Origin of the sequence: Mesorhizobium sp. CO1-1-8 (assembly GCF_020164875.1) — a bacterium.
Taxonomy (GTDB): Bacteria; Pseudomonadota; Alphaproteobacteria; order Rhizobiales; family Rhizobiaceae; genus Mesorhizobium.
In genome coordinates, this window is sequence record NZ_JAIUGZ010000002.1 from 556,753 (window position 1) to 579,016 (window position 22,264).

The 22,264-nt window shown below is 62.5% G+C and carries 16 protein-coding genes and 1 pseudogene; 6 read left to right on the forward strand and 11 right to left on the reverse strand.

Annotated features, from left to right (window positions below; genetic code table 11):
- Positions 1-49 precede the first annotated feature (49 nt).
- The 4 genes and pseudogenes from betA to betI form a co-directional block, all read right to left on the reverse strand.
- Complete coding sequence (gene betA / locus LB558_RS06010; RefSeq protein WP_224696664.1) at positions 50-1,702, reverse strand: choline dehydrogenase; 1,653 nt, start codon at positions 1,700-1,702, stop codon at positions 50-52.
- A complete protein-coding gene (locus LB558_RS06015) occupies positions 1,695-2,696 on the reverse strand; it encodes a threonine/serine dehydratase (RefSeq protein WP_127257244.1) in 1,002 nt (333 codons plus the stop codon). Before LB558_RS06015 ends, betA begins: the two co-directional genes overlap by 8 nt.
- Positions 2,696-4,225, reverse strand: a complete 1,530-nt coding sequence (gene betC / locus LB558_RS06020; RefSeq protein WP_224696665.1) for a choline-sulfatase — start codon at positions 4,223-4,225, stop codon at positions 2,696-2,698. Before betC ends, LB558_RS06015 begins: the two co-directional genes overlap by 1 nt.
- A pseudogene (gene betI, locus LB558_RS06025) lies at positions 4,222-4,811 on the reverse strand (choline-responsive transcriptional repressor BetI). Before betI ends, betC begins: the two are co-directional and overlap by 4 nt.
- 203 nt (positions 4,812-5,014) lie before the next feature.
- Here betI and LB558_RS06030 point away from each other — a divergent pair.
- Together LB558_RS06030 and LB558_RS06035 are read left to right on the forward strand one after the other, a co-directional pair.
- The gene (locus LB558_RS06030) at positions 5,015-6,181 is read left to right on the forward strand and encodes an acetyl-CoA acetyltransferase (RefSeq protein WP_224696666.1); all 1,167 of its coding nucleotides are present in this window, start codon (positions 5,015-5,017) and stop codon (positions 6,179-6,181) included.
- A gap of 124 nt (positions 6,182-6,305) precedes the next feature.
- Positions 6,306-7,310, forward strand: coding sequence for an asparaginase (locus LB558_RS06035; RefSeq protein ID WP_224696667.1), 1,005 nt, complete (start codon positions 6,306-6,308; stop codon positions 7,308-7,310).
- A 7-nt stretch (positions 7,311-7,317) separates the two neighbouring features.
- Here the strand turns inward: LB558_RS06035 and LB558_RS06040 are convergent, their stop codons facing one another.
- Entirely contained in the window at positions 7,318-8,694 is a 1,377-nt protein-coding gene (locus tag LB558_RS06040; RefSeq protein WP_224696668.1) for a TIGR03808 family TAT-translocated repetitive protein, read from the reverse strand.
- A 121-nt stretch (positions 8,695-8,815) separates the two neighbouring features.
- Between LB558_RS06040 and greA the strand changes: the two genes are divergently transcribed.
- A complete protein-coding gene (gene greA, locus LB558_RS06045) occupies positions 8,816-9,289 on the forward strand; it encodes a transcription elongation factor GreA (protein ID WP_224696669.1) in 474 nt (157 codons plus the stop codon).
- Positions 9,290-9,321: 32 nt separating this feature from the next.
- Here the strand turns inward: greA and LB558_RS06050 are convergent, their stop codons facing one another.
- The 3 genes from LB558_RS06050 to LB558_RS06060 are packed head-to-tail and all read right to left on the reverse strand — an operon-like array spanning position 9,322 to position 13,169.
- Positions 9,322-9,546, reverse strand: a complete 225-nt coding sequence (locus LB558_RS06050; protein WP_224696670.1) for an AbrB/MazE/SpoVT family DNA-binding domain-containing protein — start codon at positions 9,544-9,546, stop codon at positions 9,322-9,324.
- Positions 9,547-9,606: 60 nt separating this feature from the next.
- Positions 9,607-11,730, reverse strand: a complete 2,124-nt coding sequence (gene scpA / locus LB558_RS06055) for a methylmalonyl-CoA mutase (RefSeq protein WP_224696671.1) — start codon at positions 11,728-11,730, stop codon at positions 9,607-9,609.
- The gene (locus LB558_RS06060; RefSeq protein WP_224696672.1) at positions 11,727-13,169 is read right to left on the reverse strand and encodes a methylmalonyl-CoA mutase subunit beta; all 1,443 of its coding nucleotides are present in this window, start codon (positions 13,167-13,169) and stop codon (positions 11,727-11,729) included. Before LB558_RS06060 ends, scpA begins: the two co-directional genes overlap by 4 nt.
- A 310-nt stretch (positions 13,170-13,479) precedes the next feature.
- On the opposite strand from LB558_RS06060, the gene LB558_RS06065 reads away from it, so the two are divergent.
- The gene (locus LB558_RS06065; RefSeq protein WP_127415752.1) at positions 13,480-15,027 is read left to right on the forward strand and encodes a helicase HerA-like C-terminal domain-containing protein; all 1,548 of its coding nucleotides are present in this window, start codon (positions 13,480-13,482) and stop codon (positions 15,025-15,027) included.
- Positions 15,028-15,187: 160 nt separating this feature from the next.
- Here the strand turns inward: LB558_RS06065 and LB558_RS06070 are convergent, their stop codons facing one another.
- Complete coding sequence (locus LB558_RS06070; protein ID WP_224696673.1) at positions 15,188-16,114, reverse strand: LysR family transcriptional regulator; 927 nt, start codon at positions 16,112-16,114, stop codon at positions 15,188-15,190.
- Between the two features lie 191 nt (positions 16,115-16,305).
- Between LB558_RS06070 and LB558_RS06075 the strand changes: the two genes are divergently transcribed.
- Positions 16,306-18,003: a GMC family oxidoreductase gene (locus LB558_RS06075; RefSeq protein WP_224696674.1), complete on the forward strand. Its 1,698-nt coding sequence runs from the start codon at positions 16,306-16,308 to the stop codon at positions 18,001-18,003.
- Positions 18,004-18,019: 16 nt separating this feature from the next.
- On the forward strand, positions 18,020-20,533 hold the full coding sequence (locus LB558_RS06080; protein ID WP_224696675.1) for a CoA transferase: 2,514 nt from the start codon (positions 18,020-18,022) through the stop codon (positions 20,531-20,533).
- Between the two features lie 63 nt (positions 20,534-20,596).
- On the opposite strand, the gene LB558_RS06085 is transcribed toward LB558_RS06080, so the two are convergent.
- Both LB558_RS06085 and LB558_RS06090 read right to left on the reverse strand, forming a co-directional pair.
- On the reverse strand, positions 20,597-21,421 hold the full coding sequence (locus LB558_RS06085) for a L,D-transpeptidase (protein ID WP_224696676.1): 825 nt from the start codon (positions 21,419-21,421) through the stop codon (positions 20,597-20,599).
- A gap of 168 nt (positions 21,422-21,589) precedes the next feature.
- Positions 21,590-22,252 carry a haloacid dehalogenase type II gene (locus tag LB558_RS06090; RefSeq protein WP_224696677.1) on the reverse strand — a complete coding sequence of 221 codons (663 nt, stop codon included), beginning with the start codon at positions 22,250-22,252 and terminating at the stop codon, positions 21,590-21,592.
- Between the last annotated feature and the right edge of the window lie 12 nt (positions 22,253-22,264).

A 22,264-nucleotide genomic window follows, 5' to 3' on the forward strand; every position in this document is an offset into this window, starting at 1 on the left:
CCAGATTGTCTTTCGCGGCATGCGGATCGTGCAGTCACACGATCATGCTCTATCTGTCCGACGCCTGCCAGCGCGGATTGATCCATGGTTCCTGGTTGGACGGCGCCAGCGGCGTGCGGCCCAGGATGTGGTCGGAAGCCTTCTCGCCGGTCATGATCGAGGGTCCATTGAGATTGCCGTTGGTGACGCGCGGGAAGATCGAGGAATCGGCGACCCGCAATCCTTCGACGCCGATGACCCGGCACTCCGGATCGACGACACTCATCATGTCGTCGGCGCGGCCCATCTTGCAGGTGCCGCAAGGATGGTAGGCGCTCTCTGCGTGATCCCTGATGAAGATGTCGAGATCGTCGTCCGACTGCACGTGGCTGCCCGGAGATATTTCCTTGCCCCGATAGAGGTCGAACGCCGACTGGCCGAAGATCTCGCGCGTCAGCCGGATGCAGTGGCGGAACTCCGCCCAGTCGTCTGAATGCGACATGTAGTTGAAGCGGATCACCGGCTTCGATTTCGGGTCCGGCGAGCGCAGCGTCACCGAGCCGCGCGACTTCGAGCGCATTGGCCCGACATGCGCCTGGAAGCCGTGCGACTTTGCCGCCGCCTTGCCGTCATAGCGGACAGCGGCAGGGATGAAATGGTACTGGATGTCGGGGTAGTCGATGCCTGCACGTGAGCGCACGAAGGCCGCCGCTTCGAAATGGTTGGTAGCGCCAAGCCCGGTCTTGAGGAACAGCCACTGCGCCCCGATGAGCGCTTTCGAGAACGGATTCAGCACCGAATTGAGCGTGATCGGCAGCAATGATTCCTGCTGGATGTAGAGTTCCATATGATCTTGCAAATTGCGGCCGACGCCGGGCCTGTCGACCACCACCGGAATGCCGTTTTCGCGCAAATGTTCGGCCGGGCCGATGCCGGACAGCATCAGGATCTTGGGCGAATTGATCGACGACGCGGCGACGATCACCTCACGTCGCGCCTTAACGACCTGAATCTGTTTGTGAGCTTCGATCTCGACGCCGATGGCGCGCTGATTCTCAATGATCACCCGCCGCGCAAAGCCCCTGACCAGACTCACATTTTTGCGCTTCAGCGCCGGCTTCAGATAGGCTGATGCCGCCGACCAGCGGCGGCCGCCGTTGATGGTCTGCTCCATCGGCCCAAACCCTTCCTGCTTGGAGCCGTTGTAGTCGTCGGTCAGTTCGAACCCGGCTTGGCGGCCGGCCTCGACAAAGGCGCCGTAGAGCGGATTGCGGCGCGAGCCGCGCTGTACATGCAGCGGACCACTTTTGCCCCGCCAGCCATCCTCGCCACCGTCCGAGTCTTCCATGCGCCTGAAATAGGGGAGCACGTCGGCGAAGCCCCAGCCGGCCGCACCCTCTTCGGCCCAATGGTCGAAGTCACGGGCGTGGCCGCGCACATAGACCATGCCGTTGATCGAGGACGAGCCGCCGATGACCTTGCCGCGCGGTGTCGCCAGCACGCGGCCGCCGAGATGCGGTTCCGGCTCGCTGGCAAAGCCCCAGTCATAGAGGCTCATGTTGAGCGGGATCGACAGCGCCGACGGCATCTGGATCAGCGGTCCGATATCGGTGCCACCGAATTCGATGACGATGACCGAATGCCTGCCGTCCTCGGACAGGCGATAGGCCATGGCCGAGCCGGCCGAGCCGGAGCCGATGATGACGAAATCTGCTTCAAGCATGGTTCATATGCGCCATAAAATCGGCGAGCGAGACATTGCCGCCGGTAGCAACAACAAGGACGGTCTTGTCCTTCACATCCACCTTGCCGCCGAGCAGTGCTGCGAGCGATGCCGCCCCCGATGGTTCGAGCACCAGCTTCATGCGCTCGAAGGCGATCCGCATGGCGCGCCGCACCGATTGATCATCGACGGTGATGCCGCGAACACCTGCCGTCTGCACCGCGGCAAACGGAGCATCGCCCGGCCGTCGCGACATCAAACCGTCGCAGATCGATTTCGGCCCGATCGGCATCGTCTCGATGCTGCCATGTGCCAGCGAGGAGCCCATGCCATTGAAACCCTCCGGCTCGACGCCGATGATCTCAGTGACGGGCGACAGATAGTGGAACGCGAGCGAAACGCCGCCGATCAGCCCACCACCCCCGACCGAGCAGAACAAGAGGTCGGCGCTGGCGTTCTTGGCGGCGAGCTGGTCGAGCGCCTCGAGGCCGGCGCCCGCTTGGCCGGCGACGATCTCCGGATCGTCGAAGGGATGCAGCAGGGCCAAGCCTTCGGTTTCAGCGATCTCACGTGCCTTGGCGGCGGCGACTTCCTCTCGCGCGCGCTCGCCATGGTCGGTTAGCACGACGCGCGCGCCATAGCCCGCTGTGGCGTCACGCTTGGCGGCCGGTGCGTCGATCGGCATGACGATGGTGACGGGAATGCCGAGCGCCTGGCCGGCGGCCGCCAGCCCTTGCGCGAAATTGCCGGAGGAGTAGGCAACGACGCCCTTCTTCGCTTCGTCAGCTGAAAGCTGCTTCAGGCGCCAATACGCGCCGCGCACCTTGAATGAGCCGGCCCATTGCAGCGATTCCGGCTTGATGAAGACGCGGGCCGCCCCCGTCTCCCTGGCCAGTGCTGTCGATTCCAGCAGCGGCGTGATCTGCGTTGCCCTGGATGTGACGGCATAGGCCTGCTTGAGGTGGTCGATGGAGGGGACGAGAAGGTCTGACATCATTCGCCTCGCGGATACCTTTTGCTCTCTTCGAGATTGTCGAGGTTCATGTGATTGCGCATGTAACGCTCGGACGCCTTTTGCAGCGGCTGGAAATCCCAGGGGTAGTAGGCGCCGTTGCGCAGCGCCGGATAGACGACCCAGCGGCGCGCCTGGCTTTCGCGCACGGCAGCATCGAAGCCGGCCATGTCCCAGCGCGCCTCGACCTTGTCCATGAAGGCCGCCACCAGGCCCGCATTGGCGGGGTCGTCGGCCAGATTGACCCGTTCGAGCGGATCGGCTTCGAGATCGAACAGTTGCGGCGGATCGAGCTCGCAATGGACGAATTTGTATCTGCCGTCGCGGATCGCCACCAAAGGCGCGTTGGACCCTTCGGCTGCATACTCCATCAACACCGGCGCGGTGCGTTCAACGCCCTCGGTGAGCGGCAGCAGCGACTGGCCGTCGGTCCACGGCGCGATCGCAGCGATGTCGATGCCGGCGAGGTCGCAAAGCGTCGGCGCCACGTCGAGATTGGAAACCGGCGTCTCGATCAGCCCGGCGTGAACGCCCTTGCCGGCAATCATCAGCGGCACCCGCGCCGAGCCCTCGAAGAAGCTCATCTTGAACCACAGGCCGCGCTCGCCGAGCATGTCGCCGTGATCCGAGCAGAACAGGATGATTGTGTCGTTGGCCATGCGGGTGCGCTCGAGAACGTCCAGGATCTCGCCGAGCTTGTCGTCGACATAGGAGATGTTGGCGAAATAGCCGCGCCGCGAACGACGCACCTGTTCCGGCGTGATCTCGAAAGAAGGATAGTCGCTGGCGTGGTACAGCCGCCGGGAATGCGCATCCTGCTCGTCATGCGCGATGAACCCGGTTTCCGGGTCCAGCGCCTGACAATGCTCATAGAGATCCCAATATTGCTTGCGCGCGACATAGGGATCGTGCGGGTGCGACAGCGAGACGGTGAGGCACCAGGGCCGATGGTTCGCATCGTCCTGTTCGCGCGAAAGTTGATAGAGCTTCTGCGTGGCAAGGAACACGACCTCGTCGTCATACTCCATCTGGTTGGTGATCTCGGCGACGCCTGCGCCGGTCACCGAGCCCAGATTGTGATACCACCAGTCGATACGCTCGCCGGGCTTGCGGTAATCCGGCGTCCAGCCGAAATCGGCAGGATAAATGTCGGTGGTCAGCCGCTCCTCGAAACCGTGCAACTGGTCCGGCCCAACGAAATGCATCTTGCCCGACAGGCAGGTGTAGTAGCCGGCGGCGCGCAAATGATGGGCAAAGGTCGGGATCGATGAGGCGAATTCGGCCGCATTGTCATAGACGCCGGTGCGCGACGGCAACTGTCCGCTCATGAACGAAGCACGGCCCGGCGCGCAGAGCGGCGAGGCCGTGTAGTTGTTGGCAAAGCGCGCCGAACGCGCGGCCAACGCTTTCAGGTGCGGTGTGTGCAGAAACTCCGCCGGGCCGTCCGGAAACAGGGTTCCGTTGAGCTGATCGACCATGACGATCAGAAAATTGGGTCGCTTAATTGTCACTTTTTGCGCCGCTCGCCGAGTTTGGTTTCAAGATAGTCCTCGACCAGCGCGATCGCGGTCGCGGCATCAGGCACGCCGTCTTTCAGCGCCCGCCTGATGTAGAGCCCGTCGATCATCGCCGCGGTCGCTTCGGCGGCGCGGTCGGCTTCGGCTCTGGGCAGGATGCCGGTCAGCCCGCTCATCAGGTTCGAATGCAGCCGCCGCGCGTAGACCTTGAGCAGCCGGCGCAAGGCCGATGATTTCTGCGCCTCGACGTAGAAGGCGAGCCAGGCGGCGATGGTTTCCGGCTGGAACTGGATGTCGGAAAAGTTGACGGCGACCACCGCCGAGACCCTTTCGCGCGGGGTGGCAGCCGATTGAAGGGCGCGTCGCAAGTCGATGGTCAGTTCGGCCAGGATGGCCGCATCGTCGCCAGCAACAACTCGTCCTTGGCGCCGAAATAGTGATGGGCAAGGGCCGACGAAACCCCGGCGCGTCCGGCGATCTCGGACATGGTCACGTCGAGCGAGCCGCGCTCGCCGATCGCCGAGATCGTCGCGTCGATCAGCGCCTTGCGGCGCAGCGGTTCCATTCCGATTTTCGGCATCTCGCCATGATCCTTTGAGAAACAGGATTATTTTTTATTGACGCGTCAATCAACAAAAAAATCGGCCGCGATCTCGGCTGTACCAAGCGATTGTCCGCCTCAAGCCCTTCACGAAGCCGACACGATTGTTTATCTTTGAACAATAGACGCGACGTGCGCCCTGAGCCCACACGGCTAGGCTGGCGCCAAGGATGGAGACCGCCATGACCGCATGCATCGTTGGCTGGGCGCATTCGCGCTTTGGCAAGCTCGAGGGCGAAACGCTCGAAAACCTCATCGTCAAGGTGGCCACGGACGCGCTCGACCATGCCGGCATCGGTCCCGACGAGGTCGACGAAATCGTGCTCGGCCACTTCAACGCCGGCTTTTCGGCGCAGGATTTCACCGCCAGCCTGGTGCTTCAGGCCGACGACCGGCTGCGCTTCAAGCCGGCGACGCGCGTCGAGAACGCTTGTGCCACCGGATCGGCGGCGGTCCGCCAAGGCATCCGCGCCATCGACGCCAATGCCGCCCGCATCGTGCTGGTGGTCGGCGCCGAGCAGATGACGACGACGCCGGGGCCAGAGATCGGCAAGAACCTGCTCAAGGCGTCCTATCTGCCCGAGGACGGCGATACGCCGGCGGGTTTCGCCGGCGTCTTCGGCAAGATCGCGCAGGCCTATTTCCAGCGCTATGGCGACCAGTCGGACGCGCTGGCGATGATTGCCGCCAAGAACCACAAGAATGGCGTCGACAACCCCTATGCGCAGATGCGCAAGGATTTCGGCTATGAGTTCTGCCGCCAGGAGAGCGAGAAGAACCCGTTCGTCGCCGGTCCCCTGAAGCGCACCGACTGTTCGCTGGTCTCCGACGGTGCCGCTGCCCTTATCCTCGCTGACACCGCGACGGCGCTGAAGATGCGTCGTGCCGTTGCGTTCCGCGCCAACGAGCATGTGCAGGATTTCCTGCCGATGTCGAAGCGCGACATCCTGACCTTCGAAGGGTGCGAGCAGGCCTGGACTCGGGCGCTTAAGAACGCCGGCGTGACGCTCGACGATCTCTCCTTCGTCGAAACGCATGACTGCTTCACCATTGCCGAACTGATCGAATATGAGGCGATGGGTCTGGCCAAGCCGGGAGAGGGCGCCAGACTGGCGCTCGACGGCACGACGGCCAAGGATGGTCGCCTGCCGGTCAATCCATCCGGCGGGCTGAAAGCCAAGGGCCATCCGATCGGCGCCACAGGCGTATCGATGCATGTCTTGACCGCCATGCAGCTTGTCGGCGAGGCCGGCGGCATCCAGGTGCAGGGTGCAAAACTTGGCGGCATCTTCAATATGGGCGGTGCAGCGGTCGCCAACTACGTTTCCATTCTCGACCGGATCAGATAAACCGCCCGCACTACAGCGCCGCGCGCCTTTTGGGGCGCGCAAAGGACGCTGTAACACTTTGATTTTGCGCATGACCTCGAAAATCGGGTCCGATTTTTGAGGTCATGCGCTAGCGGGAGGGTTCATGACAAATCCGGTTCTGATCGAAGTGTTGCGCGGCGCGATCGTCGAGAGCGCGCATCGCGGCTCGGTCGCGGTCTTCGATGCCGACGGCAAACCGGTCTGGGAGATCGGCGATACGGCCAAGCCGGTATTTCCGCGCTCGGCGGTCAAGGCGATCCAGGCCTTGCCGCTGGTCGAAAGCGGGGCGGCGGATGCCTATGGTTTCGGCAACCGCGAGCTGGCGCTTGCCTGTGCGTCTCATTCGGGCGAGCCGGCACATGTCGACCTTGCGCGATCCATGCTGGCCAAGGCCGGGCTGGACGGATCAGCGCTCGAATGCGGCACGCATTGGCCGTCCAATCATGACGCCGAGATTGCACTCGCCCGCGCCGGCGGCTCGCCGAACGCATTGCACAACAATTGTTCCGGCAAGCATTCCGGCTTCCTCTGCACATGCGTCCACGCCGGCATTGCCCACCGCGGCTATGTCAAGCCGGGACACGACCTGCAGGAGATGGTCCGCGATGCCATGCAATCGGTGACGGGCGCTGTCCATGGCGCGGACCAGCGTGCCATCGATGGCTGTTCGATCCCAACCTATGCGGTGCCGCTCAGGAGCTTCGCGCTCGGCTTTGCCCGCATGGCCACGACATCAGGTTTTGGCCCAGAGCGAGCCAAGGCTGCAAAGCGGCTGCTTTCCGCCTGCATGGCCGAGCCCTTCTTCGTTGCCGGCAGCGGCCGCGAAGACGTCGCGTTGATGGAGGCCGCACCAGGGCGGATTTTCACGAAGGGCGGCGCCGAAGGCGTCCATTGTGCCGCAATTCCGGAACTTGGCCTCGGCATTGCGCTCAAATGCGATGATGGCGCCGGCCGCGCTGGCGAAGCCATGGTTGCCGCCGTCCTTGCCAAACTGTTTCGTGCCGACGAGGTCTTGGCGGCGAAGCTGCTCGAATTGGCAAACACGCCGATCGAAAGCCGGAACGGTGCCAAGGTCGGGGCGCTGAGGCCCACCGCGGCCTTGAACTAAACCGGCCTCAACTGATGTGATTGCGCTCGACGGTCAGATGCGCATAGCCGCTACCGTCTGACGAGGCGAGATCGCCTGTCGCCGGCTCCGCCCAGCGCTGGCCGACAACCGCGCCATTCTGCGCGCCGTCAATGACATTGTCGGAGATGATGGCCGTGCCTGCACCCTCGACGACGGATACGACGATGCCGGTTCCTGCCTTGCGGATTATGTTGCCGGTGGCCACGACATTGCGCAGATACGGGCCCCAGCCGATCTGCATGCCATAGAGCGGCGCGTTCTCGATGACGTTGTTGGAAACGGTGGTGTCGGCTTCGACGCCGATGCCGACGCCAAATCCCGGCGAGTCGGCGGGGTAGGGGCCGCTGGTCGACAGATTGCGCACGATGTTGCCCGAGCAGACGCCCATACGGCCGCCTTCGTTGAAATTGACGATCGAGATGCCGTTGGCGGCACCGTCGACGATGTTGTTGCTGATGATGGCGCCTTCGAACGAGAATTCGGAATAGACCGCTGTTTCGCCCGAGCGCGAACAGGTGTTGCCCGATATCTGCAAATTGCTGGCGCTATTGGCCCGGATCGCCGAAAAGGCGCAGTCCGAGACGATGTTGCCCGAGATGACGACATTGCCGGCCCGGAATGCATTGATGCCATTGCCGTTCTGTCCGGTTCCGCCGCTGCGCGCCTGGATGCGTTGGACGCGGTTGCCAGTGACCATGGTGCCGTCTTCCGCCGCTTGCCAGCGGTGCACGAGGATGCCGCCATTGGCGCAGTCGGAGACGGCGTTGCCCGTGATCGCCAGTCCGCCGGCCTCGACCGAATAGATGCCGGCATCGGCAGCCCCCGATATGTCCGAGCGCTCGACCCGGCCCGCCGCGTGTTCCAGCGCCAGTCCGTTCTTGCCGCTGCCGGTGATCTGGCAATTGTCGACGACGAGGTGCGCGATACGGCGCAGATCGAGCAGCCCTTGCGCATAATCGCCCATCGAACGGCTTGCACCGTCGAAGACCAGCCCGCTAAGTTCGATATGGTCGGCCTGCTCAGTCATGAACAGGTGGCCGTCACCGCCGTAAACGATGCGCGTCGCGCCCGGCACCCCGGAAAGACGCACGCGGCTGGGCAGCGAGAGGTTGGACACGACATAGGTGCCGGGCGGCAGGAACACCGGCATGTCGCGATCGTTCGCATCGCGCACCAGCTTGGCGAAGGCCCTGCTCTGATCGTCTGATGTGCCGGGCTGCACGCCGAGTTCGGTGGCATTGATCGAGCCGCGCATCGAGGCTTTCTCGATGCCGGTCAGGCTGGCAGCGCCCGCCTTGCCGAGCGCAAGGCCCATGACGGCGAAGCCGGCGGTTCCGGTCAGCAGCGTTCGTCTGTTCAACATCGGCACAGAATCCCAGCGTTCAACCTTGGCGTCGCAGGAATCGTGCCAGACGGTCTGCCTCTCCTCTCGACGGAAACGACAATGGCTTGTCGAGCAGCCTTTCCGCGCCTAAGTTCAGGAAATGAGCAGAGCTTTCACCCGTGAGGAAGACAGCGAAAATGCCATCGCCGGTGTCGGTGAGCGGCCGGTCAGCCAGCATCGCAATCTGGTGACGGAACGCGGCCTGGCGCAGATCGAGGAAAATCTGGCCGATCTGCGCGATCTCCTGGCGAAGGCCGAACGGAAAGCCGACCGCGAGCGTATCGCGGTCGTGTCGCGCGACCTGCGCTATTGGACCGCCCGGCGTGAAAGCGCCGAGCTCTCCGTGCCGGAGCCGGGCAGCGACCTGGTACGCTTCGGCATGGGCGTCACGATCGAGGGCGACGACGGCAGGAAGGTGCACTGGAAAATCGTTGGCGAAGACGAGGCTGATCCCGCCAAGGGTAGCATTTCGCATGTGTCGCCGATGGCCGTGGCCCTGTTCGGCAAGAAGGTCGGCGACGTGGCCAGCGTCAACGGCAAGGAATGGGAAATCGTCAAGCTCTCCGAGAGCTAGAACGTCTCAAATCCGCAGCATTGATTGGCGGGTCATTTGGCGAGTTTCTGAAGCCCGACCTGATACTTGTCCATGACCTCACGTGCGGCCTTCATCTGCCGTTCGAACCTGCCGGCGACCGGTCTTAAAATGATGCCGTCATCAGTTTCGATGATCTGGAGCTGATCGCCCGATTGCAGGTTCAAGCTGTCCAGCATTTCCCGTGGCAAGATCAGGGCGTCTGATCCGTCGTCGAGTTTGTGGATGATCGTCTTCACGGTTACTGCGCCTTGGTTGCATGTTTAGTCTAGCACAACCTTTCTAGAGATGCAGCATCCCTACTCCCTGGCCAGCAGCCGTTCCAGCAAACGGTCCGCCGCCTCCGGAATGACCGTGCCCGGTGGGAAGATTTCCGCCGCGCCTGCTTGCAGCACCGCATCATAGTCCTGCGGTGGAATGACGCCACCGGCGACGATCAGCATGTCGCCTCGGCCGAGCTTTTTCAGCGCGTCGCGCAGTTCGGGGATCAGCGTCAGATGTCCCGCCGCCAGCGACGAGGCGCCGACGATATGAACGTCTTGTGCGACCGCCAGCCTGGCGATCTCGTCGGGTGTCTGGAACATCGCGCCGACGGTGACGTCGAAGCCGAGATCGGCGAAGGCCGTGGCGATGACCTTCTGGCCACGGTCGTGGCCGTCCTGTCCCATCTTGGCAACGAGAATGCGCGGCTTGCCGCCGGTTTTCTTCTCGAAGGCTTCAAGCTTGTCCTGCAGGCCGTCGACGACGGAATTATCGCCGAGAGCCTTGCGATAGACGCCGGAAATGGTCTGCACCGTGGCGACGTGGCGGCCAAAGACTTTCTCCAGCGCAAACGAGATTTCACCGACCGTAGCATTGGCACGCGCGGCGCGGATGGCGAACTCCAGCAGGTTCTCATTGCCTTGCGCGGCACGGGTAAGCGCATCGAGCGCGCTCTCGACCGCGCCGACGTCGCGTGTGCCCTTCAGCCGTTGCAGCTTCGACAATTGCCGGGCCCTGACCTCGGCATTGTCGATTTTCAGCACGTCGACCTCGATGTCGGTCTCGGGGCGATAGGCGTTGACGCCGACCAGCATCTGCTCGCCGGAATCGATGCGCGCCTGCGTGCGCGCGGCGGCTTCCTCGATGCGCAGCTTGGGAATGCCTTGTTCAGTCGCGGCGGCCATGCCGCCGAGCGCCTCGACCTCCTCGATATGGGCAAGCGCGCGCGCCGCCAGGTCATGCGTCAACCGTTCGAGATAGGCCGAGCCGCCCCACGGATCGATGATGCGCGTGGTGCCGGATTCCTTCTGCAGGATGAGCTGCGTGTTGCGGGCGATCCGCGCCGAATGGTCGGTCGGCAGCGCCATCGCCTCGTCGAAGGAATTGGTGTGCAGCGACTGCGTGTGCCCCTGCGTAGCGGCCATCGCCTCGATCATGGTGCGGACGATGTTGTTGTAGGGGTCCTGCGCCGTCAGCGACCAGCCCGAGGTCTGGCAATGGGTGCGCAGCGACAGCGAACGCTCGTCCTTGGGCAAAAAATTCTTCTCCATCAAGGTCGCCCACAGCAGGCGCGCAGCCCGCAGCTTGGCGACTTCCATGAAGAAGTTCATGCCGATCGCCCAGAAGAAGGACAGGCGCGGCGCAAAGCGATCGATGTCGAGGCCCGCCGCGACGCCGGCGCGGGCATATTCGATACCATCGGCGATCGTGTAGGCGAGCTCAAGGTCGGCCGTCGCGCCGGCCTCCTGCATGTGATAGCCGGAGATCGATATCGAATTGAACTTCGGCATGTTCTTCGACGTGTACGAGAAGATGTCCGACACGATCCGCATCGAGGGTTTCGGCGGATAGATGTAGGTGTTGCGGACCATGAACTCCTTCAGAATGTCGTTCTGAATGGTTCCGGCGAGATCCTTCTGCGCAACGCCCTGTTCTTCCGCCGCGACGATGTAAAGCGCCATGATAGGCAGCACCGCGCCGTTCATCGTCATCGATACCGTCATCTCGCCGAGCGGAATGCCCTCGAAGAGCTGCCGCATGTCGAGGATGGAATCGATGGCGACGCCCGCCATGCCGACATCGCCGGCAACGCGCGGATGATCGCTGTCATAGCCGCGATGCGTCGCGAGATCGAAGGCGACCGACAGCCCCTTCTGGCCAGCGGCAAGGTTGCGCCGGTAAAAGGCGTTGGAATCTTCGGCGGTCGAGAAACCGGCATATTGCCGGATCGTCCAGGGCTGCTGGACATACATGGTCGGGTAGGGGCCGCGCACGAAGGGTGGCAGGCCGGGATAGGTGTCGAGATGCGGCAACCCCTTGAGGTCGCTTTGATTGTACAGATGCTTGGCGACGAGCCCTTCCGGCGTGGTCCGCTGGCCTTTGACCTCCACGGGAGCGCGGCGTGGCGGGACCCAGCCGATCTGGCCGAAATCCGGGATCAAGAGGTGGCTCCGATCGCCTGGTCGATGCGGACTGGAAACAGAGCCTCGCAGACGGCAACGCCTTCGGTGAAGGCCGGTCGCCGTTCCGCCGCCAGCGTCTCGACCGGGCGTTCGTCTTTCGATGGGTAGAGCGTGGTGCCGATGATGGCCCGTTCGCCTGTGCGGTAGGCTGCATTGCGCTGCTCCGCCGCTGCGTGGACGCGCTTCTGGATGTGTCCGTCCTGAAGGCTGGACAGGACACCGCCCTCGGCTTCGATCGTCTGCAATTCCGCCCAGGCCAACTCGCACAATTCCGCGGTCAGCGCCTCGACAGCGCCGGAACCATAGGCGGGATCGGTGACATGATCGATATGGCTTTCATTGGCCATGATCAGCTGCGCGTTGCGGGCAACACGACGGGCAAAGCCAGCCGGGAGACCATGCGCGATCGTGTGCGGCAGGATGGAGATCGAATCGGCGCCGCCGAATGCCGCGGCAAAGCATGCAATGGTGGTGCGCAGGATGTTGGTCTCCGAATCCATCGCCGTCATCATGCGAAACGACGTCTCGGCATGGATATTGGCGGTGGATGTCGGGATCGAACAAGCCTCCTGCACCCGCGCCCATAGCCTGCGCAGTGCCCGTATCTTGGCCGTCGACAGCAACTGGTCCTGGTCGACGCTGAGCGCAAAACCGATATGAGGCGCAGCATAGACAAGCGGCTGCCGCGCCGTCTCGAACATTCTGAGATAGGAGACAGCTGAAGCCAGCATGATGCCAAGTTCCTGCGCTTCCGTGGCGCCGGCATTGTGGAACACGCGCCCGTCAGCTTCCAGCAGCACGCCCGGAACGCCCATCGCGAAGAAATGCGCCAGCGACTGCGGCATAGAGGCCTGCAGCGCCTCGATCGACATACGCAGCCGACCGGTTCCCGCGAAGATCGCCGCCGGATCGATGCCGAAGGAGAGGTTGAGTTTTGCCGGGTCCGACCGCCGCTTGCTCAGGAACGCGACCAGCCAGTCGGCCACGGCGCGGCTCCAGGGATGGGCGTCGATGCGAACCTGGATGCGGTTGAGCGGTATGCCGTCCAGCACCGCCTCCAACGCCTCCGCCGTTCTCGGCAAGCCGTAGCCGAACGCGTTCGGCGCCCCTTCGAAGACCAGCGACAATCCCGTGGCGCCCTGTGCCACATCCTCCAGCGCTTGGTTTCTGGCGCGGTCGATGTCCGGATCGTCGACTCGCTGGCTGACGATCCATGGCGATTTCGGGTTTGCGCGTACGATCGGTTCCGCCGCGGTGCTGCGGTCGTAGAGCGGTTCGATACGGATGTTGTCGTCGCTGTGCGAGACCAGCTTTTCCTCGAAGGAAGCGCCTGCCAATGCCTTTTGCGCCAAGGCGAGCCATCGCTGACGCTCGGCGTTCTCGGGTTCCACGTCCTGGATCAAGGCTCCGGCGCCCATCCGTCCTCCTCGTTTCATGCGGCCGCACCAGCCGGGAGTGGTTCAGTCTACGGTCCCCGGTCCGATATCGCAATGCAATCGCTTTCAGAGACCGGCTTCGATCCATCAGATATAGGTCGGTCCGCGTGGACGACGATTGCCAAACAGCGGCAAAATCCGCAAGCTCCAAAAACCCGATTTGGACGAATGGCCTGGATTTGGACGAATGGCCCCCGATTTGGATGAATGGCATTGTCGCTGTGCAATGGCCTCACTATACCTGCGGCAAGGCCACTGGCTTTAGACACATCAGTTTGCGGAGACCGGACATATGGCTGACGACACCAGCATTTTCATCGGCGCCAGCCGCAAGCCCGACGACAGCTATCAGCGTGCCGAGCAACTGTTGCTGCAATATGGGAATCGTCATGGCCTGGTGACCGGCGCCACCGGTACGGGCAAGACAGTCACCTTGCAGATCCTGGCCGAAGGATTTTCCAACGCTGGCGTGCCGGTGTTCTGCGCAGACATCAAGGGGGATCTGTCGGGCATCGCGATGATGGGCACGGCACAGGATTTCCTCGTCAAGCGGGCCGAGCAGGTCAAGCTCGATCCTTATGACTTCCAGGAATTCCCCGTTATCTTCTGGGACCTGTTCGGCGAGCAGGGTCATCCGATCCGCGCCACGGTCTCGGAAATGGGGCCGTTGTTGCTGTCGCGCCTGATGAACCTGACCGAGGCGCAGGAAGGCATCATGAACATCGCCTTCCGCCTTGCGGACGAGGAGGGCCTGCTGCTGCTCGACATGAAGGACCTGCAGGCGCTCTTGGCCAACATCGCCGAGCGCGCCGACGAGATCGGCTCGCGCTATGGCAACGTGACGAAGCCATCGGTCGGGGCTATCCAGCGCACGCTGCTGGTCCTCGAACAGCAGGGGGCCGCAAACTTCTTCGGCGAACCGGCATTGCGTATCGCCGATATCATGCGCACCACCCGCGACGGACGCGGCGCCATCAGCGTGCTTGCCGCCGACAAGCTGATGATGAATCCGCGGCTCTACGCGACCTTCCTGCTATGGCTGATGTCCGAACTGTTCGAGGTGCTGCCGGAAGTCGGCGACCCCGACAAGCCGAAGCTGGTGTTCTTCTTCGACGAGGCGCATCTTCTGTTCGACGAAGCACCTAAAGTGCTGATCGATCGCGTCGAACAAGTGGTCCGCCTGATCCGCTCGAAAGGCGTCGGCGTCTATTTCGTCACGCAGAACCCTTTGGATATCCCTGAAAAAGTCCTGGCCCAGCTCGGCAATCGCGTCCAGCACGCGCTGCGCGCCTATACGCCGCGTGAGCAGCAGGCAGTGAGGACGGCAGCCGAGACGTTCCGGCCAAATCCCGATTTCGACTGCATGACCGCCATTACACAGCTTGCCACTGGCGAGGCGCTGGTCTCGACGTTGGAGGCCAAGGGTGTTCCGTCCATGGTGCAGCGGACACTGATCCGCCCGCCATCCTCGCGGCTTGGACCCATAACAGCCGCTGAGCGGCAAAAGCTGATCCAGGAAAGCCCGGTCGCCGGCCAGTACGATCAGGCCGTCGATCGCGAATCGGCTTTCGAAATGCTGCAGAAAAAGGCCAAGGACGCGCAGGATGCCGAAGAGCAGGCCCAGCAGGCCGGCAGCGGCGGCTCGCGCTGGACCATTCCGGGCTTCGGCAATGACGATCCCGCGCCGCAATCCGGTGGCAGGCGCACATCTGCACCGCGCCCGTCCAACCGCCAGACCGTGGCCGAGGCGGCGATCAAGTCGGTGGTGCGCTCGGTTGGCTCATCGGTCGGCCGGGCAATCGTGCGCGGGATATTGGGGAGCTTGTCGAGGGGTCGGTAAGCAGCGCTCGGACGCGTGGCCCATGTCGGCCGGTCGCCTTCGAAGGCGACCGGACCGGCGGCTTCAAGGCCGTCGGCAAGACAGCCGAACGTGGGTGTAGGATCACGTCAACCGGCTCAAGACGATCGGCTGCTTGGGCGCTGAGCTGGAGTTGGTGCGTCTAATGTTCATCGCGCCAGATTCGCCCGATGACGTCAAAGGCCAGGGAGACATTTGGATCGGATCGCCGCGCGAACAAGCAGGCAAAACCCAGGCTGGTCTCCAGCTTGACCCTGTCTGCGATAACCAGGCCGTTCGCCTGTCGTTCATTAAGCGCGATCGATTCCCGGCAGAGGCTTAGCCCGAGGCCGGTACGAACCATCGCCAGCATCGAGGTTTCCTGGTCGACCAGGGCGACGATATTCTGCTTGAGGCCGCCAAATTGTTTCGCGAGCAGCCTGTTATGGACCGATTCCGATGGAGTGCCGATCCAAGGAAGCTCAGCAAGCTCCTTCCAGTCCCGCCCTGCCACCATGCCGGCAAAGCCGGGCGGCGCCACCACGCGATATGTCATGCGTGACAATGGTTTGATGAAGAACTGGGCCTCGGATTGCGTATCGGCGGCATAGGTGCTGGTGCCAAAATCATCGAGATCGCCGAGAAAAAAGCCGACATCCAGTTCGTTTCGCTTCAGCCGGATGGCGACCTCGCCACTCATGCCTTGCCGAAGTTCCGTGTCCATGCCCGGGCCGCTTTCGGCGAGAGCCTGCAGAAACGCGCCTAGGCGGGTGAATTCAGGGTCGATGATCGTACCGATCCTGAGTTTGCCACGCAGCTTCGTGCTGAGATGCCTGGCGGTCTGTCTGAACTCGGCCGCCTGAGCCAGCACCTGCTGGCCTTTAGCCGCAAGCAGCGCCCCATCGCGCGTCAATTCCAGTCCGCCGGCGGTCCGATGGAACAATGTCACTCCGACGTCTTGAGAGAGCCGTTTGAGCTGAAGGCTGACGGCAGGCTGGGTGCGATTCAGCAGTTCGGCCGCCTTGGTAACGTTACCTTCCTGCGCCACAGTGACGAACGCTTTCACCAGCCTGAAATCCAGATGGTCCATATAAATTTCCGTTATAATCGTTTCTTCAATTTATCATTGGATTCAACAAGCGGATAGCCGCATTTTGGCATGGGAGGCATGATGATGATGGTCGCGAGCGACGAGAATTATAAGAAACATCCGGCTTATTGTGCCCTTGTGAACGCGGCGCGGCGCTGCTGTTCATCGCATTTCGCTGAGGGTTGACGGGAATGAAGGCGCGCGGCGTTCGCTCGGATATTGACGTTTTCGACTACATAGTGGTCGGCGCCGGGTCGGCGGGTTGCCTGCTTGCCAGCCGTCTCAGCAGCGATCCCGCCAGGCGGGTCCTGTTGATCGAGGCTGGCCGGAACGACAGCTACCCTTGGATTCACATTCCCGTGGGTTACCTCTACTGTATCGGCAATTCGCGTACCGACTGGCTTTACAACACCGAGCCCGAGGCGGGTCTCAACGGCCGCTCCCTGCGTTATCCCCGGGGCAAGGTCCTGGGTGGCTGCTCCTCGATCAATGGCATGATCTACATGCGCGGCCAGTCTCGGGACTACGATCAATGGGCTGCAGTCACCGGCGACGGCGAGTGGTCATGGGAGAAGTCGCTGCCGGACTTTATGGCGCATGAGGATCACTATCGCCTCGACAACGGCGCCGACCCCGCCACCGGTGACAATAGCCGGTTCTCGGACATGCATGGCCACGGCGGTGAGTGGCGCATCGAAAAGCAGCGTCTCAAATGGGACATTCTCGAATCCTTCACCGCCGCCGCCGTTCAGGCGGGCATCCCCCGATCTTCCGATTTCAACGGCGGCGACAACGAGGGTGTCGGTTACTTCGAGGTCAACCAGAAGTCCGGCTGGCGGTGGAACACGTCGAAAGCTTTCCTGCGGCCGATCCGCCATCGCCGCAATCTAGTGATCTGGACCGAGGCCGAAGTCGACAGGCTGTGCATCGAAACCGCGCCGGATGGGCGCAAGCGGTGCACGGGGCTGTTCCTCCACAGGCGCAACCAGCAAGTGTCGGCCCAGGCGAAATGTGAGGTCATTCTGTCGGCCGGGGCGATTGGCTCTCCGCACATATTGCAGCTCTCGGGCATCGGTCCGGCCGCGCTTCTTAGCGGTGCCGGTATCGATGTCGAGCTCGATCTCCCAGGTGTTGGAGAAAATTTGCAGGATCACCTGCAGATACGCGCCGTCTTCAAGGTCACCAATGCCAGAACGCTCAACACGCTTGCCAACAGTCTTGCCGGCAAGGCGATGATCGGACTGGAATACGCTTTGAAGCGCACCGGACCGATGAGCATGTCGCCATCGCAGCTCGGCGCGTTCACACGCTCCGATCCAAGCGAGGCGCATGCCAATCTCGAATATCATGTGCAGCCGCTTAGTCTCGACGCGTTCGGCGAACCTCTGCACACCATCCCGGCCTTCACCGCCAGCGTCTGCAATCTCAATCCGACCAGTCGCGGCAGTGTGCGGGTCCGCTCCGCTCAGCGCGGGGAAGCGCCCGCCATCGCCCCGAATTATCTGAGCACCGAGAAAGATCGCAAGATTGCCGCCGACAGCATCAGGCAGATCAGGTCGATCGTCGGCCAGCCGGCACTTGCAAGATACAATCCGGTCGAATGGAAGCCCGGCGTGAAATTCCAGAGCGATGAAGATCTCGCGAAACTCGCGGGCGACATCGCAAACACTATCTTCCATCCCGTGGGAACCGCCAGGATGGGGCGTAACGATGACGGGATGGCTGTTCTCGACAGTCGGCTGCGTGTCCGCGGCATCGAGAGTTTGCGGGTCGTCGACGCCAGCGTGATGCCGACGATCACCAGCGGCAACACCAGTGCTCCCACGATGATGATCGCCGAAAAGGCGGCGCGCTGGATCATCGACGACGCGCAGCGATACGGACACTGAGCAAGAGATCACCGCCATGACATCGATTTCGCGTTCGGCACTGCCGCTGTCCGGCATCAGGATCATCGACTTCGGGCAGTATATCGCTGGTCCTGCGGTGGCGATGATCCTGGGCGATCTCGGCGCGAGTGTCGTTCATGTCGATCCCCCCGAGGGTCCGCTCTGGGACAATCCGGCCAATGCAATTCTCAACCGCAACAAGTTGAGCGTCACGATCGACCTGAAAACCGCTGCGGGCTTGAACGAGGCGAATGCGTTGGTTGCCGAGGCCGACATCGTCATCGAGAATTTCAGGCCCAAGGTCCTGGCCCGGCTCGGCATCGACTTCGAAGCGCTGCGAAAAGCCCGCCCCGAGTTGATCACGGTATCGATCCCCGGCTTCGCCTCGAACGATCAACTGCGCGCCGACTGGCGCGCCTTCGAGACCGTTATCGCGGCCTCGTCAGGCGTCTTCACGGACATGGGCCTCAACCGGGTGCTGATGGGAATCAATCCGTCCTTTTCGCCACTGCCCCTAGCCTCGGCCTATGGCAGCATGCTCGCGGCTTCCGCAACCGTTCTGGCTCTTCAAAGCCGCCAGCGGACCGGACACGGCGACCATATCGAAGTGCCGCTCGCCAGCGCAGTGATGGAGGGACTGTCCTACAACTCCATCAGGATCGAAGACTATCCGCTTCGCTATCAGACGCAGCGCGAACGGGAGATCGAACGGCGCCGCGAGGAAGGTCTACCGATGGACATGTCCTACGGCGACTTGCAGGAATTCCTCGACCCCTTCTATCGCAGCTACATGTGCGGCGACGGGCGGATGTTCTACGTCGTCTGCCCAAGCCACAAGAACCACGCCAAACGCTGCCTGCAGACTCTCGGCCTTTACGATGAACTCGTGAGTGAAGGGCTCCGCGAGGAAGACGACACCTATCTTTCCGTCTCGGAATGGTCATCGGACGTGTCGCTCGGCGTCTATCCCTTGCCGAAGTTCTGGGCCGACAAGATTGCCGCAAGGATGAAGGCGGTTTTCCTGACCCGCACCGCGGCGCAATGGGAGCACATTTTCGGCGAGGGGCTGTTTCCGGGAGCGCCGCAGCGTTGGCTGCAGGAATGGATCGCAGACGATCATGCCAGGGCAGCTGGCCTGATGATCGAGGTCGACGATCCCATACTCGGCCGCATGATCCAGCCGGGGCCGATGGTGTGGCTGCAGGAAAGTGCCCAAGCCATGCTGAACCCGATGCCGCGCAGTTGGGTAACCGTGGCCGAGGCCCGGGCAAGGCTGGCTGAAGTGAAACGGCCGCCACCGCCTGTCCCAACCGCCAATGCCTCGGTCGGCTGGCTCGACGGCATCAAGATACTCGACCTCTGCAACGTCATCGCAGGCCCGCACTCGGTCGCTTACCTCGCTCGCTTCGGCGCGGAGGTGATCAAGATCGATCCGGCAAAACCGTTCTACGACTGCTGGAACACGGTGATTTTTGGCATGTCCCACATGCGCGGTAAGAAATCCGCGCTGCTGGATATCGCAACGGTTGAGGGGCGCGAGGCGTTCGAGAGGCTGCTCAGGTCCGTGGATATCGTCGTCTGGAACGCCACCGACCGTCAGGTCGAGGTCATGGGACTCGACCTCAACGGGATGAGAGCGCTCAACCCCGACGCAATTTTCTGTCAGCTCGATTGCTTCAGTGGCGTCCGCGTCGGACCGCGCACCGACTATCTTGGCTATGACGACCTGGTCCAGGCGGCGACCGGCATCATGCTTCGGTTTGGGGGATCGATGCAGACGCCGGAAGAACATGCCCATGTCGGCACCATCGATGTCATGTGCGGCTTTGGCGCCGCTCTCGGCGTGGCAGCCGCGCTTTTCCAGAAATCCACAACCGGCGTTGTTGGCCGGCCACGCACGTCGCTATCGGCGCTGACAGGGCTGGCACAAATCCCCTTCTGCTACGATTATGAGGGCCGCCGACCATTCGACGAGCCTGCGGGCCGCGAAACAAAAGGTTTTGACCCATTGTCCCGGCTTTACGAGACGGCATCCGGTGGTTCGATCCTGCTATGTGCGTCGGACGCAGACTTGCCGCGCTTCGAGACGGTAGAGGGGTTGACAGGGCTGGCTTCGATACCGAAGCCCGACCGGGAGGCCCATCTGGCCAAGATATTCATGACCGAACCGGCCGAGATTTGGCAACAGCGCCTTGTCGACGCTGATATCGGTGCATCGCCTTGCGAGAACATTGAGACGATCCGCAGCCAGAACGCAAGGATGGCGGACGGCAGTCCTGGTACCGAATATGGCAGTTACTCATTCTCCGTCTTCCCGGCTCACCCGAGCGGTCACACGGTGACCCAACTTGATCCCTTCGCCGTCCGGCCCAGCGAGGGGAAGGTCTATGCGCTTGCGTCGGCCGAGAAATACGGCGCCTCGACACGCACCGTTCTCGCTGCCGTCGGCTATGACGATGCTGCAATCGACAGAATGCTGAAGTCAGGTGCCGCCAGTCTTTCCTGGAGCAGAGCCTATTTGCCAGGCTGAAAACAGACACCAACGGCTCAAACCTCAAGGCGGCGTGGTTCGCCGCCTTGGATCTCGACCAGCTCAGAAAATCGAATTCGTTATCGCCTTGACCGGTCCAAGCAGCACCGAACCGTCCGGCACGCCGGCGTCGATCGGGATCGCCTGTCGGTTGGCCGTCGCCACCATCGGTTGGCTGGCGTCGCTGGTCACGACGACCGGCGTCTTCGACGGCACGCGGTCATAGAGGTCGATAATGTCCTGGTTCATCAGACGCACGCAGCCTGACGAGACCGACTTGCCGATCGACCGCCACTCCGGCGAGCCGTGCAGACGATAGAGCGTGTCGACATTGCCCTGGAACAGATAGAGCGCGCGTGCGCCGAGCGGGTTCTTCAGGCCGCCGGGCATGCCGCCATTGTCGGCGCTGTAGGGTTTCAGTTCCGGCTGGCGGGCTATCATTTCGTCCGGCGGCGTCCACTTCGGCCATTTCTGCTTCCACTGGACGACGGCGTCGCCGGACCATTCGAAGCCGGCACGGCCAAGGCCGACACCGTAGCGTATCGCCTGACCGCCTGGACGGACCAGATAAAGGAAGTGGCCGGTGGTATCGACGACTATGGTTCCCGGCTTCTGTCCCGTCGGGTCGGGAACGATCTGACGCAGGAACTGCGGATCGATCTTGTCGACGGGGATGGCCGGCAAATCGAAGCCGCCATCATTGACCGCGGCGTACATCGTCACATAGTCGGCGAGAGGGGGCTCGATATAGGTTGGCGGCGGCGGCTCGACCGGCCCGGACCCGGTGGTGGCGCATGCCGAAACCGCGATCGAAGCGGCGCCCAGGGCTGCGGCGTTGAGAAAGCCGCGACGGCTCAGGCGAAAAGATTCGATTTCGGTTGTGGACATGGTTGCCTTCTTTAAGTCTCAAATCGCAACAAAGCGTCAATGCGCCGACCGTTGCGCTGGTGGCTGACAACACCTGGGGCGATAGGCGGTTCCGATTCTGGCCTGAAGGTGGACAAACAAAGGCGAAGCTGTGACTGTGCCGCCACTGTGGCGCAAGAGCCACAGGTCTTAGCTACCCGGCACCAGAGCTTCCAGTGAGGGGAGAATCAGGGTCGGCGGGAAGTCCCGGTATTCTTCGGGCTGGTTGGAACGGTTGATCCACACCGTGCGGAAGCCGAATTTGGTGGCGCCTGCAATGTCCCAGCGATTGGAGGACTGAAAGGAAACCGCGCCGGGGTAGAGGCGCCAGCCAGTGGCGACCATGTCGTAGACCGCCGGATCGGTCTTGAAGCGCCGCACCGTATCGACGGAATAGATATCGTCCAGAACCTGGTCGAGCGCGGCGGACTTGACTGCGGCTTGCAGCATTTCGGGCGAGCCGTTGGACAGGATCGCCAGCCTCGCTCCCGAAGCCTTGAGCGCCTTGAGCACGGCCGGCACTTCCGGATAGCAATCCAGCCGCCAGTAGGCGTCCAGCAATGTCGCCTTGAGGCCGGGGTCTGCCGAAGGAACCTTGCGCAAGGCGAAATCGAGCGCCTGTTCGGTCAGCTGCCAGAAATCGGCATAGGCGCCCATCAGCGTGCGTACCCAGGAATATTCGAGCTGCTTGGCACGCCAGATCTCAGACAACAACTGGCCGTCCGGTCCGATTTGGTCGGCATGGCGGCGCACGGCGGCATGCACGTCGAACAGCGTGCCATAGGCGTCGAAGACATAGGCGGCGTATTGCATGACAACAGTTTT